This window comes from Mesorhizobium sp. P2_F5, assembly GCF_056403715.1.
Window position 1 is genome coordinate 41,093 of sequence record NZ_JBFUEY010000005.1, and the last position, 17,747, is coordinate 58,839.

A 17,747-nucleotide genomic window follows, 5' to 3' on the forward strand; every position below is an offset into this window, starting at 1 on the left:
TCGATCGCCAATTCGATCCCCAGCCTTGCTAATGCCGAGCCTCACCAGTGATTGACAAACGAATATGATCGAGTATCAGTTTCTAAATACTGACAGATTGTCAGTTTTTTTGCCGTCAAGCAAGGACGTTGGGAGGCGCCCGTGACTTCTGTTCGTAACGCCGATGCCGGAAACGTTGACTGGCTGGTCGGCAACCCGACCGGCGCGCAACTGGCCTCGGCGCTGTGGATCGGCTCGGTCGGCCTGCTCATCCTCGGCCTGCAGCCGGTGCTGCTTGGCGCGCTCTACACCGAGGGACATGTCAGCGGCGACGAACTCGCGCTGGTCGCCACGGCGGAGATGATCGCCATCGGCGTCGGTTCGGCCGTGGTGGCGATGATGCTGTCCGCCCACAATATGCGCTGGAAGAGTGCTATCCTTCTGGTCCTGCTGGCGCTGGCAAACTGGGCAACCGCCTATGCGGCCAGCCCGAATTCGCTGATTGGCGCACGCGCCGTGGCCGGTCTTGCCGAAGGCGGCCTTGTGGCGGTCGCCACCGAACTGATTGCCCGCTCGCGCCGGGCTGAGCGGATCGGCGGCTATTTCGTCACCATCCAGACCTTGGCGCAATGCGCGCTGGCTCTTTTGCTGGCGCTTTACGTGGTCCCGGCTGCCGGATCGGCGGGCGGCTTCATCGTCCTGGCGATCGTCTGCATCGCTTCGGTGGCGGTCGCCTTCATAGTCCCGGCGGACTATGCCGACCTGCCCAAGGGGGAACAGTTCAGCAATGTGCTGACCGTTCCTTCGCTCACCGCTCTGCTGTGCGTCTTCTGCTACTTCATGTTCTTCGGCTCGGTCTGGGCTTTTCTCGAGCCGCTCGGCGCGCAATATGGCATCGACGGCCGTACCGTCGGCCTGATCGTCTCGGCCAGCCTGGCGGTCCAGGTCCTGGGCGCGATGACGGCGACCGCCTTCGAGGCGCGCATCGACTACCGCGTCGCCATCGTGGCGATCGGCGTGGTCGCCGTCGCCTGTTCTGCGGTGCTCGCCGGCAGCCCCGGCCCGGCGATTTTCTGGGCCGCCGCTCTGGTCATGGGCTTCATTCTTCTGTTCATCGTGCCCTATCAGATCCGGCTGGGGATCACCGCCGACGAGACGCGCACGGCCGTGCTTCTGGTGCCGGCCGCCCAGCTTTTCGGTCTGGCCATCGGGCCGATCGCGGCATCGCTGCTGATCGACGGCAAGGATTTCCGGACGGTGCCGGAATTCGCCGCCGCAAGTGCCGCGGCTAGCGTGGCAATGCTTGGCCTGTTCATCCTGGTCGCGCGCCGCCGCCGCGCCATCGCCTGATCGAAACCGCTTTTCACGAAGACACGATGGCGTGAGCGTCCAGCCGTTTCGTATGACGATACTTGACTAAGTCAAATAAATGATCGATCGTCCTCGGGCAGGAGATTGCCCATGACGATCCATCATCAACCCGGCAAGGAACGCATCGACGCGGTGCGGGCGTTCAACCGTTTCTACACCCGCCAGATCGGCCTGCTCGACGAAGGCCTGCTGAAAAGCGCCTTCTCGCTGACCGAGGCGCGGGTGCTCTATGAGCTGGCGCATCGCGATGGCCTGACCGCCACCGATCTCATTCGCGATCTCGGCCTCGATGCCGGCTATGTCAGCCGTCTGCTGAAGAAGTTCGAGCACTTGCAGCTGATTTCGCGCGCGGCGCTGGCGTCGGATGCGCGGCAATCGTCGATCACGCTGACGCCGGCGGGGCGGCAGGCCTTCGCGCCGCTGAACCGGGGTTCGCACGATCAGGTCGCGGCCTTGCTGGAGCGGCTTCCCGCTGCCGAACAGGACCGGCTGGTCAAGGCCATGCAGACGGTGCAGCAGCTCCTGGGTGAGAGCCCGGAGCCCAAAGTCCCCTATATGCTGCGGCCGTTGCAGGTCGGCGACATCGGCTGGATTGTCCGCCGTCAGGGACAGATCTACGCGCAGGACTATGGCTGGGACGAAACCTATGAGGCGCTGGTCGCCGAAATCCTCGGCGCCTTCGTAAAATCCTTCGATCCAAAATGGGAGCGCAGCTGGATCGCCGAGCGGCAAGGGGAGGTGGTCGGCTCGGTCTTCGTCGTGCGCAAGTCCGACGACGTGGCGAAGCTGCGCCTGCTCTATGTCGAGCCGTCGGCGCGCGGCCTCGGCATCGGCAAGCGGCTGGTCGATGAGTGCATCGGCTTCGCCCGCGCCAAGGGCTACAAGACGCTGACCCTATGGACCAACGACATCCTGACCGCCGCCCGCCACATCTACGAGACTGCCGGCTTCAAGCTAGCCGACGAAGAGCGCCACCACGCCTTCGGCAAGGATCTGGTCGGCCAGAACTGGAATCTGGAACTGTAGCGACTTTCAGGTCTTGACCGGAATCCAGATCTCCAGCCCGCCATTGCCGCCGCGTGGATCGAACTCCGGCCCGTAGCGCTCGAATTCGGGGCCGTCGGCTATGTCGTGGCCGGAGGCCGGCAGCCATTTGTTCCAGATCGTGTTGACGGTGCGGCGGATGGTCGAGATGTGCTCGGCATGGGTGAAGACGGCGTATTTCTGCGCCGGCACCCGCACCCTGGAAAGCTCCTTCGGCAGGTCGGAGAAATCCAGGACTTCGACGCCAGCGATGTAGTCGAAATTGCCGGCATCGTCGCCGTTGACGCAGACGCCATAGGCGACGTCGCCGGTCTCGCCCGGAATGTTGCCGATATAGGGGCCGAAGCGCTGCCATTGCATCGGAATGGCGGCGCTGGTTTCACAGCTGTAGCGTTCGCCGAGGCCAGCGATGAGGAAGGGACGGCCGGTCTCAAAGCGCGGCGGCTTCAGCGTGGCGAGGAAGGACTGGTCCATCAGGATCGGCTCCACGAGGTCGAGGTTATTAAGGTTGCCCTGCGCGCGCACCAGTTCCGGCGTCGTGCCGAACTGGTCGCGGAAGGCGCGGGTGAAGGCCTCATGTGAGGTATAGCCGGCATCGAGCGCGAGGCTGAGAATGTCGGGCGCGCCGGCGGCCAGCTTGCGCGCCGCCTCGGTCAGCCGGCGCGCGCGCATATAGCCCATCACCGAACGGCCGGTGGCGGCGCCAAAGGCGCGCGTCACATGAAAGCGTGACACGCCGCTGCTTTGCGCGACATCGTCCAGCGAGATCGCTTCCGGCAGATGGCTCTCGACAAACCACAGCGCTTTCTCTGTCGGGTTCATGGCTCCTCGCATTTGGCGGCACCATGTTGCCGTCTTTCCGTGAGGCCAGTTTGATTGAAATTGCGCCTGTCGTAAAATCGAACGGCGCTCGTCAGGTGGGTTCAGCTCCAGCTGAGGAACTTCGGGGCCGTCCATCGGTCGCTGACCATGACCTTCGTGCATTGCTGCCATCCCCGTTTGCCGGCTCTGGCGCAATGCGGTATCTTGAATAGTAAGCACGCTTATTATATATACCGCTCATGGTTTCCGACGGCATAGATAGATTGGGTTTTTTGATCCACGACGTGCAGCGTCTATTGCGCAAGCGCTTCGAGACGCGCGCCAGCGGGCTCGGGCTTTCGTCAGCGCAATGGCGGCTGATGGTCCGCGTCGCCAAGGAAGAGGGCATCAGTCAGGCACGGCTTGCCGAACTGCTCGAAATCGAGCCGATCAGCGTCTCGCGCCTCGTTGACCGGATGGAGGAGGGCGGCTGGATCGAACGCCGCCCCGATGCCACCGATCGCCGCGTTCGCATGATTTTCCCGACCGCCAAGGCGAGCGCCGCCTATGCCGAGGTCAAGAGCCTGGCCGGCGAAGTCTATGAGGAGTCGCTGGTCGGCGTTTCACCGGAAGATCGCCGCGTGCTGATCCGGGCGCTGGACACCATCGTTCGGAACCTTGCGGACGGCGAGACGTCGGCTCTGAAGAGTACGGAAGGGGCAGCGGCATGAACGCGGCAGCCAAGCTAGACGACAATGTAACCAAGCTCGAAATCGAAGCGCCGGCACAGCCGGTTGCCGAAGCGCCGACGCAGCCGGCCGCCACCCCTGTCGCGGTGGCTCCGCCCGTGCAGCCCGCGCCGGCCCCGAAAAAGCCGCGCCGCCTCGGCCGCTTGCTGTTAATGGTCGTCCTGCCGGCGGCGCTGGCCATTGGCGGCGGCTATGTCTGGGTGACCGGCGGTCGCTATCAGGAGACCGAGAACGCCAATTTGCAGCAGGCCAAGGTGTCGATCGCCTCGGATACGGCCGGGCGCATCGTTCAGGTCGACATCTCGGACAACCAGCTGGTCAAGCAGGGTGATGTGCTGTTTGCCATCGACCCCGAGCCCTACCGGATCGCATTGGCCCAGGCCGACGCGGCGGTTGCGGTCGCGCGCGTCGGCATCGAACAGCTGCGCGCGGCCTACAGCCAGGCGATGGCGCAGGAGAGGTCCGACGCTAGCGAAGTCGACTACGCGCAGTCGCAGTATGACCGCGCGGCCGACCTTGCCCAGAAGGGCATCAACGCCAAATCCTCGTTGGATCAGGCCAAGAACGATCTCGACAAGGCCAGGCAGCAGCTGGCCGTTGCCGAGCAAGGCATCATCAGCGCCAAGGCCGCTCTCGCCGGCAATCCCGATATCGAGACCGACAAGCACCCGACGGTGATGGCGGCTCTCGCCGCGCGCGACAAGGCCGCCTACGATCTGGCGCAGACCACGGTCAAGGCGCCGGCTGACGGCATCGTCAGCCAGGCCTCGTCTTTCAAGGTCGGTCAGTATGTCGGTTCCGGCACGCCGTTGTTTGCGCTGGTCGAGACCGGCGACACCTGGATCGATGCCAATTTCAAGGAAACCCAGCTTACCCACATGAAAACAGGCCAGAAGGCCGAGATCGTGGTCGACACTTATCCGGGCCGCACTTTCGAGGCCACCGTCAAGGCGATCGGCGCCGGCACCGGCGCGGAGTTTTCGCTGTTGCCGGCCCAGAATGCCACCGGTAACTGGGTGAAGGTCACGCAGCGCATTCCGGTGCGCCTGGAACTCACCGATGCCGACGCCAAAATGGCGCTGCGCACCGGCATGAGCGCCTCGGTTACGGTGGATACCGGCGTTGCCCGCGGGCTCCCGGCCATCTTCGGCCACGCCACCGCGGGTGAGGCACAATAGACTGTGAGTGGACCGTGATCCTCAAAAGCAGGATCACGGCCGGGCAGAATGCTCGCTCAGGCGAGATGAAATGACAGGATTGGTCCGATGGCAGGTTGCGCGAGGGGTGGGGTTGGACCGGGCCGCATCGCGGCCTGACCACAGCCTGACAATCTCGACGCCGATCCTTCGGTCCTTGGATTTCCGGGCGGCAAGCGCCTGATGTGTTGAGACCTTCGGTCGATGTAACCCCCACATCGATAGATCGCGTCCCACCGCGATGAGGGTCTGTTCACCAGAGAGGGCCTCGCCGCCCGGAAGCCTAGTGTACACGTTTTTGTTACCTGTCGGAAGTTCCGCATCATGAGTACGCCAGAACCTTTCAAGGAAGTGCCGCATCGCGGCCTGATCACCGTGGCGTTGATGCTGGCAACGGTGATGCAGGCGCTCGACACCACGATCGCCAACGTCGCGCTGCCGACCATGACCGGCGATCTCGGTGCCTCGCCCGACAACATCAACTGGGTGCTGACCTCCTACATCGTTGCCGCCGCCATCATGACGCCGGTGACCGGCTGGCTGGCCGACCGCTTCGGCCGCAAGGAACTGTTCCTGGCGGCGGTGGTCGGCTTCACCCTGTTCTCGATGCTGTGCGGCATTGCCTGGAGCCTGGAGAGCATCGTGTTCTTTCGGCTGATGCAGGGTGTGTTCGGCGCGGCAATCGTGCCGCTGTCGCAGACCTTCCTGCTCGACATCAACCCCAGGGAACGCCACGGCCAGGCCATGGCCATCTGGGGCGCCGGCATCATGCTGGGGCCGATCCTGGGCCCGACGCTCGGCGGCTGGCTGACGGAGAATTTTAACTGGCGCTGGGTGTTCTTCATCAATTTGCCGGTCGGTATCATCGCCTTTCTCGGCATGGCCGCCTATCTGCCGGTCGTTGCCCGGCGCGTGCGCAGCTTCGATTTCTTCGGTTTCGCCATGATATCGCTCGGCGTCGGCGCACTGCAGCTGCTGCTCGACCGCGGCGGCGAGGTCGACTGGTTTTCCTCGGTCGAAATCTGGATCGAGCTAGGCCTGTCGATAACCGGCTTCTGGGTATTCATCATCCACACGGTGACGGCGGAGCGCCCCTTCATCAACCCGAAGATCTTCCTCGACCGCAACTTCGTCACCGGGCTGGCCTTCATCTTCGTCATGGGTGTGCTTATCCTGGCCTCGATGTCGCTGCTGCCGCCGATGCTGTCGACCATCTTCGGCTATCCGACCGTCACCATCGGTGTCGTCTTGGGGCCGCGCGGTGTCGGCACGATGATTTCGATGCTTGTCGTCGGGCGGCTCATGAGCAAGATCGACGCCAGGATTCTCGTCGTCATCGGCTTTCTGCTCACCGCGCAATCGCTCTATACGATGGCAGGCTTCACGCCGCAGATGGACAATTGGCTCATTCTCAGCTCCGGCGTCATCCAGGGCCTGGGCATGGGCATGGTGTTCGTGCCGTTGTCGACGGTGGCCTTCGCCACGCTCGACGTGCGCTTCCGCACCGACGCCACGGCGCTGTTCAGCCTGGTGCGCAATCTGGGTTCCTCGATCGGCGTGTCGGTGGTGACGGTTCTGCTGGTGCGCAACACGCAGGTCAATCACACCGAGCTGTCGGCCTTCATCAATCCGTTCAACCCAAATCTGTGGGCGGCCTCGCCGGCCGCGGCAAACGGCGATCCGATGGCGCTTTCGCAGATGGACCGCATGGTCAACATCCAGTCGATGATGATCTCCTACGTCAACGACTTCAAAATACTGATGATGATGACGCTGATTGCCATCCCGTTTGTGTTTCTGCTGCGCAAGCCGAAGACGGCCCCGGCAGCTGGCGCGGCGCCGGCGGCACATATGGATTGAGACGCGCGTCGATATTCGTCGATTTCAGATGACGTTGTCGCGGACGGGCGATTGCCGAGATGGTCGCAAAACTCTCCAGATATCGGAGAATATCGATTCTGCAGCGCCGATGGCGATTTGAAACTGGCGTTTAAGTTTCAGGTAACCAGAAACGTTCGCGTCTGATTTCGGTCCGGTTTATATGCTATTAGTACATATCCAACACTATCAACAGACTGTCGCATGGCACATAAATGATCGTTGCGTTCTTTCAGACCCAGCTGGGAGAAGGTCTGTTTGGCTACGAAATCATCCAGGAAATCAGCAGAAACGACTGAGCCTGTCGGCTTGGCCGCGTTGGCAAAACTGGCCGATGTTTCCTATGCGTCGCTGGAGCGGGACCTCCGGGCGACGATCACGGCACTCGAAGCACAGGCGCTGCGCTTCGAGACGGTGATCGAAAACATTTCGCAAGGCATCTGCTTTTTCGACCGCGACGAGCGGCTGATCCTGAGCAATCGCCGTTATGCGGAAATCTACCGCCTCGCACCCGAGCAGGTGCGCCCCGGCCTTACGCTGAGCGAAATCGTCGAGCGCCGCGCCGCAGCCGGCACGGCGGCGCTGGCCACCGACGCCTATCTGGCGATGGCGAGATCGGTCAATTCAGGCAAGGCTCCAAGAACCTGGACCGCCAAACTCCCCGACGGCCGGACCATCCAGATCTATAACCAGTCAATGCCCGACGGCAGCTGGGTAGCCACGCATGACGACATTACCGATCTCATCGCCAATAGACAGATCGTCGACGAGCGCATCTCGTTGCAGGCACTGATCGACTGGGTGCCCAATTATCTCTGGGTCAAGGATACGCAAAGCCGCTTCATGGTCGTCAACAGCGCACTTGCGACTGACAGTGGCCATGACAAGACCGCCGACATGATCGGCTTGACCGATTTCGATATCCATCCCCCGGAGGTTGCGCGGAGATTTCGGCAAGTCGAACAGTCGGTGCTCGAAAGCGGACAACCCTTGATCGAGGCGGAGGAGTTTGTCGTCGATGCGTCGGGCGCCGTAAAATGGTTCTCCTCGACCAAGGTGCCGTTGCGCAATGCTGAAAACGAAATTTTCGGTCTGGTTGGCATCGCCCGCGACATCACCGCCCGCAAGCAGGCCGATGTCCTGCGCGGCGGACAAGCAAACATCCTGGAGATGATTGCGACGAGCGCACCGCTCGAAAGCGTGCTCTACAGCCTGATGCGCCTGGTGGAGTCCCAACTGAAGGGGATATTTGGCTCCGTCCTGCTGCTCGACAAGGATGGCGTGCATTTGCGACACGGTGCGGCGCCGAGCCTGGCCAAAGCCTATATGAGTGCCATCGATGGATCTGCCATCGGCCCCAAGACAGGGTCGTGCGGCACCGCCGCCTACCGGCGCGAACCGGTCATCGTCGCCGACATCCTGCAGGATCCGCTCTGGGAGGATTACCGCGAACTCGCGGCGCCCTATGGCTACCGTTCGTGCTGGTCGACCCCGATCCTGTCGCATCAGGGCGTCGTGCTGGGCGTCTTTGCCATGTATTCGATGAGCGTGCGCGAACCGACCGAGGCCGAGACCCGCCTGATCGAATTCACCACCCACATTGCCGGTATTGCGATCGAGCGCAAACGGGCTGAAGACCAGATCCACTTCATGGCCAACCATGACGCGCTGACCGGGCTACCCAATCGCGCTTTGCTGGAGGATCGGCTTTCCCAGGCGGTCCTCTACGCGCAGCGGTACAATCGCTGGGTGACGGTGGTGTTCATCGATCTCGACAATTTCAAACTGGTGAACGATACGCTGGGCCACAATGCCGGCGACGAACTCCTTAGGACTGTCGCCAGCCGTTTGCTTGGATGCGTGAAGGCGACCGACACCGTCGTGCGGGTAGGCGGCGACGAATTTGTCATCGTCCTGTTCGATCAACCCACCAATGTCGATGTCATCTCGGAAACCCTGCAGACGATCAGGGATGCGATTGCCGAGCCGGTTCCTGTCGCCGAGCACCGCCTGCGATTAACGGCCAGCATCGGCATCGCAAATTACCCGAAGGACGGGACGGGCCCGGATAAGCTGTTGGCCAATGCCGATGCCGCCATGTCTCGCGCCAAGGAATTCGGCAGCGACAATTTCCAGTTCTATGCCCCCGAGTTCAACTCGAGCGCACACGAAAAATTCCTGCTTCAGGAGGAATTGCGAAACGCGCTTGCCCGTTCGGAATTCGCGCTGCTCTACCAGCCGCAGGTCGATCTGCGGTCGGGTCAGATCCTGGCCGTCGAAGCGTTGGTACGCTGGAACCACCCGGCGCGAGGCGTGGTGTCGCCGATGATGTTCATCCCGGCCGCCGAGGAGACCGGGCTGATCGTGCCGATCGGCGACTGGATCCTGCACGAAGCCTGCCGGCAAAACAAAGCCTGGCAGCGCGCTGGTCTGCCGCCCGTCACCGTCTGCGTCAACGTGTCGGCGCGGCAGTTCAGGGAGAAGAACCTGATCGACCGCGTCGTCAACGCATTGAAGGAAAGCGGTCTGGAAGCCAGGTATCTCGAGCTCGAAGTGACCGAAAGCCTGATCATGCAGGATTTCGATCTGGCAGTCGCAACGATGAACGGACTGCAAAAGCTTGGCGTGCAGATCTCGATCGACGATTTCGGAACAGGCTATTCCAGCCTCAGCGCGCTCAAGACCTTTCCGGTGCAGCGGCTGAAAATCGACAAGTCCTTTATCGACGACCTCGCGACCGACGAGAACGATCAGGCGGTTACCGCCGCCGTCATCTCATTGGGTCAAAAGCTGAACCTGAGGGTCCTTGCCGAAGGCGTCGAGACGGAAGACCAGGTCGCCTTCCTGCGCAAGAACAATTGCGACGAAATGCAGGGCAATTATTTCAGCAAACCGCTTTCGGCCGGGGATATCGGCGAGGTCATTGCGAAAGGCTGACGATGGGTTGGCGTCGGTAGCCGCAGGCGATTACCGTCCCAGCACCAGGCTCCAGTAGCGGATGGCGCCGTCGCGTCCGTCGCGCACATAGGCAAGGCCGAAGCGGCTGAAATCCGGGTCGAGCATGTTGCGGCGGTGGCCGGTCGAATGCATCCAGATGTCGAACAGTTTCTGCTGGTCGAACCGGCCCTCGGCGATGTTCTCGGCGGCGGCGCCCCGCACGCCATTGTCCTTCATCCGTGACGCGAAATCCTTGCCCCAGCCCGTCGTGTGGCTCATGCGTTCGCGTGAGGCCATATAGCCGGCCTGCTGGAGCGCGGCCTGCTCGAGCTGGGTGTCCGCCACCAGCGCCGGCAGCCCGGCCGAAGCGCGGATGCCGGCCAGTGTCGCGGTGGCGGAGGACGAGACACCGGCGCCTTCGCCGGTCGGCACCGAGACCGTGCTGCAAGCGGCGAGGCCGGCCATGGCCGCAAAGCCGATCAGCAGCAAGCGCCTGTTTGGTTTTGGCCCCATTTCGCCCGAGCGGGCTTGCGTGAGCGGGTAATTGGTGGTGTCGATCGGTGTCATGCCTGTCTGACTTAGCGGCGATCATGGCTTTTGCCGGGCAGGGCTGCGAAAATCGCAACGGATGGATTCATCGAGGCGGTCTTCAACGCGCCGCGTCAGGCGATCGGCCTGGGGCGCCGATGAAAATCGCGGGTAGTGTCTCAGTTTGAAATTCCGATCTTCAATCATGGAAGATTCGCTATGCCGTCTCGCCGGGTGTAGGGTGCCTTGTCGTCCGCACGGAGCATTCACGGAGCATAGTATGCGTGGTTTGATCCTTGGCCTGACTGCCCTCGTGGTCACCTCGTCATTTGCGCGGGCAGCAGGCGACATCACCGCTGGCCGGAAAGTCATGGTGCAGTGCCAAGCGTGCCACGGCAAGGATGGCCTCGGCAGATCGACTTACACGCCCAATATCGCCGGGCAGAAGTACGAATATCTCCTCCACGCGCTGATGGCTTACAAGGCCGGAGAGCGCAAGAGTCAAATGATGTCGGCGGTCACCAAGAACCTGAGCCAGGAAGACATCGCCAATGCTGCGGCTTACTATGCCGCGATCAAGATTACCGTCGAAGCTCCGCCTTAAGCCCCCTTTTTGTATGGTCCGCGCTTGCCCGGCTTCGGCGCAACGGCGTCCATCTTCTCGCAAAGATCGTCCATCGACCAAAGCGTCTGCGACACGCCAGCGGCCATTGCCGGGGTCATTTTAAGCGTCTTGTGCATTTTGATGAAGTTGTACCAAACCGTGTAGATCGCGACCATGTGGACATGGTTTTCGAACTTCTTTGAGAACGCATTGGTAAGGCCCGTGAAGCGGCGGTTCGCCATGCGCATCGTGAGATTGGCGCGCTCGATATGCGACGTGCTGACGTGCACCGGATCAGGATTGCCTTCAATCCGGGTCTTGGTCGCGCCAGTGCAAACTGCGGGGCTGTAGCGGCGCTCTGGCGAGGTCTTTTTGCCTTCCGGCTCGCCGTACTGCTTGATCAGCATTGCATAGTCGATATCCGCACCAAAGGCTTCCTCGACCGCAATCGATGGCGACGAAATGAAACCTAGGAGACTCGAATAGCTCCTGAGCCTTCTCAAATGCTTGTTTTCGGTCGCTTGTCTCCAAGGCGAGGTGCGTCCACGCGTCTAGGCTTGTTTGAAGCCCACACTTCGTAATCCGGCATCTCCACCTCCATGCTTTCCGCTAAGCATATAGGCGTTTGCACATATCGGCCAAACGAATTAGGCGTTTCCGCAAATTTCAAACTGAGACACTACCAAATCGCGTGATGCGGCGACTTTTCCCGGAATATCGGCTACAATGCCGGCGTTCTTGAAGTGGCAGCTGCGGGCGGCCATCCAGGCGGTGACCGTCCCGACACCCGGGAGGAAGGTTATGGTCGGCTTTCATGTCATGGCGGACGCGCACGGAATGCATGTGCAGCCCAGGGTGCGCCATATCACCGCCGCGGACCTCTGGGATGCGCTCAAGCTCGGTCTCGACGATTTCTGGGCCAAGCCTTCGCATTACGTGTTCCTCTGCCTGATCTATCCCGTCGTCGGTCTGATCCTGACGCGGTGGACCTCCGGCTCCAACGCCATCCAGCTGATCTATCCGCTGATGTCGGGCTTCGCCCTGGTCGGCCCGTTCGCGGCAATCGGCCTCTACGAGATCAGCCGCCGGCGCGAACGCGGCATGGACACCTCCTGGCGGCACGCGCTTGACGTGCGTCGCTCGCCGGCATTGCCGTCCATCGCCGTCATCGGCGCCATGCTGTTGGTGCTGTTCCTGTTGTGGATGTTCACCGCACAGTCGATTTACACCAGCCTGTTCGGCGATTAGCCGCCGGCTTCGATCGCCGGATTTCTGAGCGAGTTGCTGACGACCAGCAAGGGCTGGACGCTGATCCTGTTCGGCAATGCCGCCGGTTTCATCTTTGCCGTGATCGTGCTGGCGACGACGGTGGTTGCCTTTCCGCTGCTGCTCGACCGCGACGTCGGCGCCGTATCGGCGATCGAGACCTCGGCGCGCGCGGTGATGGCAAACCCGCTGCCGATGCTGCTGTGGGGGCTCCTGGTCGCCGTGCTGCTGGTGATCGGATCGATCCCGCTGTTTGCCGGGCTCGCCGTGGTCATGCCGGTGCTTGGCCATGCCACCTGGCACCTCTATCGCAAGGTGGTGGAGCCGGAGCGCGCGCAACAGACACGGCGGCCGATGTAGCGTCACCCAGCCGTAGGGCCTGTTGAGATCCAGGTCCGGCCGGCATCACCTGGATGGCAACGCACCCTAGCGTTGCGCGTCGGTCGCCATTTTCAGCGCCAGCGCGGCAAGCACCGTGCCCATCATCCAGCGCTGGATGACCATCCATAGCGGCCGTCCGGCGAGGAAGGTGGCGATCGAACCGGCCGTCACCGCGATGATCGCGTTGACGGTCAGGCTGATCGAAATCTGCGTGGCGCCGAGTACCAGAAGCTGCGACAGCACATGGCCCTTGTCCAGCGAAATGAACTGCGGCAGCAGCGACAGATAAAGCACAGCCACCTTGGGGTTGAGGAGATTGGTCATAAGGCCCATGGCGAACAGCTTGCGCGGCCTGTCCTTCGGCAGTTCGCGCACCTGGAACGGCGAGCGCCCGCCGGGCCGCACCGCTTGCCAGGCGAGCCACAACAGGTAGAGCGCACCGGCAATGCGCAGCGCGTCATAGGCGAACGGCACGGCAAGCAGCAGCGCGGTGATGCCGAATGCGGCCGATACGACATAGAACAGAAAGCCGACCGCCACGCCGCCGAGCGAGATCAACCCGGCCTTCGGCCCTTGCGACAGCGAGCGCGAGATCAGGTAGATCATGTTCGGCCCGGGCGTCAGCACCATCCCGAGGCACACCAGCGCGAAGGCGAGATGGTTGGCGATTTCGGGCATGAAGGCATCTCCGGGAGGCGCTTGACCTTTGCCTCGCCGGACACTGGCGCGCAAGGGCTTGGCGGCGCCGACCGTTACGCCAGTGTCGAAAATTGACGAAGGCGCCTCAGCTCACCACGCGCAGGTTCGACAGCTCGTTGGCGATTTCCTTGAAATTGTCCGACAGCGTGGCGCCCGTCGCGTTCCAGAACAGTTTTGCAGGCTTGCTCGGGTCGGTCGGATCCTTGCGGAAACGCGAGTCCGACGAACACGTCTTCAGCGCCGCCATCGCGCTCTGGTCGCCGGCGTCGGTCGTCGACATGTCGAGCGCCACCGTCATCACCATGATGTTGGCCGCCTTGGCGTTGTTGCACAACGTCGCCATCTGCTCGTTGAGCGCGGCGGTGTAGTTGCTCGACGAATAGTTGAGCTGGCCGATGGCGCTTGACGTGCCGCCGAACAGGCGGGTGACCGCGGTGCCGTTGTAGCCGACGCCGGTATAGCCATAGGCGGCATAGGTCGACTTGTTGCCGGCGGGGTCGGAACTCAACGCCGAATAGGTGTTCTCACCGTCGGTAAGCACGATGACCACCTTGTCGTTGCCGCGCTCGGTCTCCGGGCGTCCCTCGGTGAAGGGCTCGGTGCTGGAGACGGTGCGCCAGCCCCACGCCATGCCTTCCGGCACATTGGTGTTGCCGTTAGGCGCCATCAGGTCGATTGCGGCCTTGACCTTGGCCAGCCCGTCGGCGTTGGTGACATCGGTCAGCGGCGTGATCGGCGTCGTGGTGCAGCTGTAATTAGGCCCGGCGCCTTTCGACAGCACCGGCGCATTGATCGGCCGCGGCTGGAAATACTTGGCCATGTTGGACTGCCTGGTCTTGCCGGTGGTGCTCGACGGATCGTCGTTCCACCAGCTGTTGACAGCGCCATAGGTCTTGGGCGCCGCCTCGTCGGGATCCTGCGTGATATACCAGTGGTTGCCCGGCTCGTCCGGCGCAAACATCGGCACGAACATGGTCGCGGGGTCGCCGACGCCGGTGCCGGTGTTGTTCGGTCCGCCGGAGGCCGGCGCGTCGTTGACATTATATGGATAGGGACGGACTTCGACGCAGCCCTGCCAACTGGCGAACGGTCCGTATGTGTCGTTGTAGTCGTATTCGTCGTGGCTGCGCTTGCATGTGTGGTTGGACCGGTATTCGTCGCAGACCACGCGTTTGCTGCCGACGATGCGCTCGTGGCTGGTGACCACCTTCATGTCGCGATAAAGCGAGAAGCGGGTCAGCATCTGCCCCTCCTGCTCACCCCAGCCAGTGCCTTTCTTGTACCAGATGCCACCGATCTTCTGGGCATATTTGTCAGCGGCGTTCAGCGTCGTCCAGTCGAAGTTCTCATTATGGATGGGCGACAGCCCATAGGCGTCGATCCATGACGCGTTGTCGTTGCTGGCGCCGACATTGACCGATGCGGCGAACGGCACGAGGCTGAACTGGACCGGCTTGTCGATCTGCTTGATCATCGCTGCCTGTGCGGCGAGCGTGTCGACCAGTTGCTTGGCGGCCTGCTTGAGAAGGTCGATGCGCTTTTGTCCGGCGCCGGTGCCGTTGATCGACATCGAGCCTGAATTGTCGAGCACCATGGCCACTTCCAGCGTGTTCTTCAATCGCACCTGCGAGCACACGGAGTAATCGATGTCGCCTGACGTCTTGCCGATCAACATCGACGCCGCCGGCAGGAAATAGGGCTTGTAGACCAGGCTGGCGCAAAGCTTGACGATGCCGCCGCCTGCTGTGCTGCTGGGCAGCGTAACGTCGAGCGTCGTGTTGGCGGGATCGACGTCGTTGAGGTTTGCCTTGAAGAAGTCGAGTGCATAGGCCCGCAACTGGTCGTCGGTGGCGCCTTCCACCAGCCGGCGCGCGGTGGCGAAGTTGGCGGCGTCGAGCGCGTTGACCACCTTCTGCTTCTCGCTGACCATGCCGCTGAAGTCGACGGCCATCGCCACGCCGCCCATCAGCGGCACCATGGCCAGAACGGTCATGAGAGCATAGTTGCCGCGCCGGTCGCGCCAGAAGTCACGCCAGAATTTGCGCATGTGATGTAAGCGGCCCCGCCTGCGGATTCTTCAATGCCGCCACACTTTCACAAAACGCTGAAGGACGGGTTTGGGAAACCGCTCGATTGCGCGGCCAGCGCTTCACCAAGCGCTAACCAAATCAGGGCGACGACGAGATCGCCTCACAAAAATGCCCCGCCATAGGGCGGTGCATTTTCAGTGGAGATAAGCGCATCAGCCGACGATACGCAGGTTGGACAGTTCGTTTGCGATTTCCTTGAAATCATCCGCCAGGGTAGCACCGGTGGCGTTCCAGTAGAGTTTCGCTGCCTTGCTCGGATCAGCCGGATCCTTGCGGAAGCGCGAGTCCGACGAGCATTCCTTCAGCGCCGCCATAGCCTTCTTTTCATCCGCCTTGGTGTCGACGAGATCGAGCGAGACGGTCATGACCAGGATATTGTTCGCCTTGGCATTGGCGCAAAGCGTCTTCATCTGCTCGTCGAGCGCAGCCGTGTAGTTGGCTGAGGTATAGGTGGTGCTGGGGACGTCGGTGTGCATGAACAGGCGCGTCACGCTGCCCGACCCCGGATATGTCAGGCCGGTATAACCATAGGCGGCATAGGTCGACCTGTTGTTGGCATTGCTGGCGTCGCTGACGGCAGTATAGGTGTTGGCGCCGTCGGTCAGCACGATGACCACCTTGTCGTTGCCCTTTTCGCTGTTCGGCCGGCCGTCGGTGTAGGGCGCGTTGCTCGATACCGTGCGCCAGCCCCAGGCCATGCCTTCCGGAACGTTGGTGTTGCCGGTAGGCGCCATGTCGTCGATGGCATCGTCCAGTTCCTGTTTCTCGGCCGTATTGGTCACGTCTTTCAGGGGCGTGATCGGATTGGTCGTGCAGGCCGCATTCGGACCGTCGCCCTGACTGGCTGAAGATGATCCGTAAGGCTTCACCAGAAAATACTTTCGCATGTCCGACTGGCGCTGCTTGGCGGTCGGGCTGGCCGGGTCGTACGGCCAGTCGGCCCACCAGTTGTTGTCGGAGCTGTAGCTTGCCGTTGCAACGTCGTTGACGCCGTCGCGATTGAAGTCGCGCCAAAGCGTGCCGGCTTCGTCCGGCGCGAACATAGGAACGAACAGCGTCGCCGGGTTGGCGGAATCCGGGGTCGTGTCGTCGTCATTGTATGGGTAGGGCCTTGCCTCCACGCAGCCCTGCCAGCTCGCGTAGCGGCTCGTGGTGTAAACATATTGCGGCGACGGAATAACCCAATGACCAGACTTGCAGGTGCCGTCCTTCTTGGTGACGTCGCAGACATACTGCTTCGGGGGGGTCACATCTTCGCGGCCGGATTCGACAGTCATGTCGGAATAGAGGCTGAAGCGGGTCAGCGGCTCATCCTTTGTATCCCCCCAGTCCGCTCCCCGCTTGTACCAGACGCCGCCCACCTTCTCGGCATATTTGTTGGGATTGTTGGCGGCCGTCATCTTCGTCCAGTCGAAGTTCTCATGATGGATCGGGGAGACGCCCTTCTGATCCATCCAGGTATCCTGGTCGTGGCCAGGGCCGACATTGACCGACGCCGAAAACGGAACCAGGGAAAACTGCACCGGTTTGGTGATCTGCTTCATCTGCTGCGCCTGCAGCGCCAGCGTGTCGACCAACTGCTTGGCTGCTTCCTTGAGCAGATCGATGCGCTTCTCGCCGGTACCGGAGCCGAGCGAGCTCATCGACCCCGAATTATCGAGCACCAGCGAAACCTCGAGCGTGTTCTTGAGACGAACTTCCGAGGTGGCGGTTAGGTGGACATTGGTGTCGCTGGATGATTTGCCAAGCATCCAGGCCGCGACCGGCAGAAAGTATGGCTTGAACGTCAGCGTCGCCTGGAGTTTCAGCGTGCCGCCGCCTGCGTTGTTGTTGGGTAGTGTCACGGTCAGCGCGGTATTAGCCGGCTGGACGTGGCCGAGATTGGCCTCGAAGAAGTTCTTGGCATAGGCTTTGACCGCATCATCAGTCGCGCCGGAGACAATCTGCTGCGCGGTGGCGATGCCTGCGGCATCGAGCGCGTTCAGCGTGTCCTGACGCTGGCGGCCCAGCTCGGTGTAGTCGATGGCGAGTGCCAGGGCTCCCATCAAGGGCACCATGGTGATCACTGTCATCAAGGCATAGTTGCCGCGTCTGTCGCTCAGAAATCTGCGGATCATGCCTTCAGCACCCCTGCCAGGATCCAAATATCGAATATCGGCGCGAAGATGCCCACAAATCGTTAAATTTCAGGTTGCTGAAATGCGTTCAAGATCGGCCCATCTTT

The 17,747-nt window shown here is 61.9% G+C and carries 12 protein-coding genes and 2 pseudogenes; 8 read left to right on the forward strand and 6 right to left on the reverse strand.

Features of this window, described 5'->3' with window-relative positions:
• Positions 1–141 precede the first annotated feature (141 nt).
• Positions 142–1,329, forward strand: a complete 1,188-nt coding sequence (locus AC1DYO_RS09560) for an MFS transporter (RefSeq protein WP_477262560.1) — start codon at positions 142–144, stop codon at positions 1,327–1,329.
• A gap of 111 nt (positions 1,330–1,440) precedes the next feature.
• On the forward strand, positions 1,441–2,376 hold the full coding sequence (locus tag AC1DYO_RS09565; RefSeq protein WP_477262562.1) for a bifunctional helix-turn-helix transcriptional regulator/GNAT family N-acetyltransferase: 936 nt from the start codon (positions 1,441–1,443) through the stop codon (positions 2,374–2,376).
• 6 nt (positions 2,377–2,382) lie between these two features.
• On the opposite strand, the gene AC1DYO_RS09570 is transcribed toward AC1DYO_RS09565, so the two are convergent.
• Positions 2,383–3,216, reverse strand: a complete 834-nt coding sequence (locus AC1DYO_RS09570) for a GyrI-like domain-containing protein (RefSeq protein WP_477262564.1) — start codon at positions 3,214–3,216, stop codon at positions 2,383–2,385.
• Between the two features lie 239 nt (positions 3,217–3,455).
• Here AC1DYO_RS09570 and AC1DYO_RS09575 point away from each other — a divergent pair, with 239 nt between their 5' ends.
• The 4 genes from AC1DYO_RS09575 to AC1DYO_RS09590 all read left to right on the forward strand — a co-directional run bounded on the left by AC1DYO_RS09575 (position 3,456) and on the right by AC1DYO_RS09590 (position 9,955).
• Positions 3,456–3,926, forward strand: a complete 471-nt coding sequence (locus AC1DYO_RS09575; RefSeq protein WP_477262566.1) for a MarR family winged helix-turn-helix transcriptional regulator — start codon at positions 3,456–3,458, stop codon at positions 3,924–3,926.
• Positions 3,923–5,122 (forward strand): HlyD family secretion protein, encoded by a 1,200-nt coding sequence (locus AC1DYO_RS09580; protein WP_477262568.1) that lies wholly within the window; start codon positions 3,923–3,925, stop codon positions 5,120–5,122. Before AC1DYO_RS09575 ends, AC1DYO_RS09580 begins: the two co-directional genes overlap by 4 nt.
• Positions 5,123–5,464: 342 nt before the next feature.
• The gene (locus AC1DYO_RS09585; protein WP_477262570.1) at positions 5,465–7,000 is read left to right on the forward strand and encodes a DHA2 family efflux MFS transporter permease subunit; all 1,536 of its coding nucleotides are present in this window, start codon (positions 5,465–5,467) and stop codon (positions 6,998–7,000) included.
• A 327-nt stretch (positions 7,001–7,327) separates the two neighbouring features.
• Entirely contained in the window at positions 7,328–9,955 is a 2,628-nt protein-coding gene (locus tag AC1DYO_RS09590; RefSeq protein WP_477262572.1) for an EAL domain-containing protein, read from the forward strand.
• Positions 9,956–9,985: 30 nt separating this feature from the next.
• On the opposite strand, the gene AC1DYO_RS09595 is transcribed toward AC1DYO_RS09590, so the two are convergent.
• Positions 9,986–10,468 carry a CAP domain-containing protein gene (locus AC1DYO_RS09595; RefSeq protein WP_477262905.1) on the reverse strand — a complete coding sequence of 161 codons (483 nt, stop codon included), beginning with the start codon at positions 10,466–10,468 and terminating at the stop codon, positions 9,986–9,988.
• 295 nt (positions 10,469–10,763) lie between these two features.
• Between AC1DYO_RS09595 and AC1DYO_RS09600 the strand changes: the two genes are divergently transcribed.
• Positions 10,764–11,087: a c-type cytochrome gene (locus tag AC1DYO_RS09600; protein ID WP_477262574.1), complete on the forward strand. Its 324-nt coding sequence runs from the start codon at positions 10,764–10,766 to the stop codon at positions 11,085–11,087.
• On the opposite strand, the pseudogene AC1DYO_RS09605 reads toward AC1DYO_RS09600, so the two are convergent.
• Positions 11,084–11,533 (reverse strand): annotated as a pseudogene (locus AC1DYO_RS09605) (IS1 family transposase); the annotation flags it as partial. The gene AC1DYO_RS09600 and the pseudogene AC1DYO_RS09605 sit on opposite strands and share 4 nt — an antisense overlap.
• Before the next feature lie 355 nt (positions 11,534–11,888).
• Here AC1DYO_RS09605 and AC1DYO_RS09610 point away from each other — a divergent pair.
• Positions 11,889–12,713 (forward strand): annotated as a pseudogene (locus tag AC1DYO_RS09610) (DUF2189 domain-containing protein).
• A gap of 66 nt (positions 12,714–12,779) precedes the next feature.
• Here AC1DYO_RS09610 and AC1DYO_RS09615 read toward each other — a convergent pair.
• The 3 genes from AC1DYO_RS09615 to AC1DYO_RS09625 form a co-directional block, all read right to left on the reverse strand.
• Positions 12,780–13,412 (reverse strand): LysE family translocator, encoded by a 633-nt coding sequence (locus tag AC1DYO_RS09615; protein WP_477262576.1) that lies wholly within the window; start codon positions 13,410–13,412, stop codon positions 12,780–12,782.
• Between the two features lie 106 nt (positions 13,413–13,518).
• Positions 13,519–15,480, reverse strand: a complete 1,962-nt coding sequence (locus AC1DYO_RS09620; protein ID WP_477262578.1) for a TadE/TadG family type IV pilus assembly protein — start codon at positions 15,478–15,480, stop codon at positions 13,519–13,521.
• Between the two features lie 195 nt (positions 15,481–15,675).
• Positions 15,676–17,640: a pilus assembly protein TadG-related protein gene (locus AC1DYO_RS09625; protein WP_477262580.1), complete on the reverse strand. Its 1,965-nt coding sequence runs from the start codon at positions 17,638–17,640 to the stop codon at positions 15,676–15,678.
• Between the last annotated feature and the right edge of the window lie 107 nt (positions 17,641–17,747).

Excerpts from the sequence above, each read along its gene's own strand:
- AC1DYO_RS09565 (WP_477262562.1), top strand. The coding sequence starts at position 1,441 with ATGACGATCCATCATCAACCCGGCAAGGAACGCATCGACGCGGTGCGG.
- AC1DYO_RS09570 (WP_477262564.1), bottom strand. The coding sequence starts at position 3,216 with ATGAACCCGACAGAGAAAGCGCTGTGGTTTGTCGAGAGCCATCTGCCG.
- AC1DYO_RS09575 (WP_477262566.1), top strand. The coding sequence starts at position 3,456 with ATGGTTTCCGACGGCATAGATAGATTGGGTTTTTTGATCCACGACGTG.
- AC1DYO_RS09580 (WP_477262568.1), top strand. The coding sequence starts at position 3,923 with ATGAACGCGGCAGCCAAGCTAGACGACAATGTAACCAAGCTCGAAATC.
- AC1DYO_RS09585 (WP_477262570.1), top strand. The coding sequence starts at position 5,465 with ATGAGTACGCCAGAACCTTTCAAGGAAGTGCCGCATCGCGGCCTGATC.
- AC1DYO_RS09595 (WP_477262905.1), bottom strand. The coding sequence starts at position 10,468 with ATGGGGCCAAAACCAAACAGGCGCTTGCTGCTGATCGGCTTTGCGGCC.
- AC1DYO_RS09600 (WP_477262574.1), top strand. The coding sequence starts at position 10,764 with ATGCGTGGTTTGATCCTTGGCCTGACTGCCCTCGTGGTCACCTCGTCA.
- AC1DYO_RS09615 (WP_477262576.1), bottom strand. The coding sequence starts at position 13,412 with ATGCCCGAAATCGCCAACCATCTCGCCTTCGCGCTGGTGTGCCTCGGG.
- AC1DYO_RS09620 (WP_477262578.1), bottom strand. The coding sequence starts at position 15,480 with ATGCGCAAATTCTGGCGTGACTTCTGGCGCGACCGGCGCGGCAACTAT.
- AC1DYO_RS09625 (WP_477262580.1), bottom strand. The coding sequence starts at position 17,640 with ATGATCCGCAGATTTCTGAGCGACAGACGCGGCAACTATGCCTTGATG.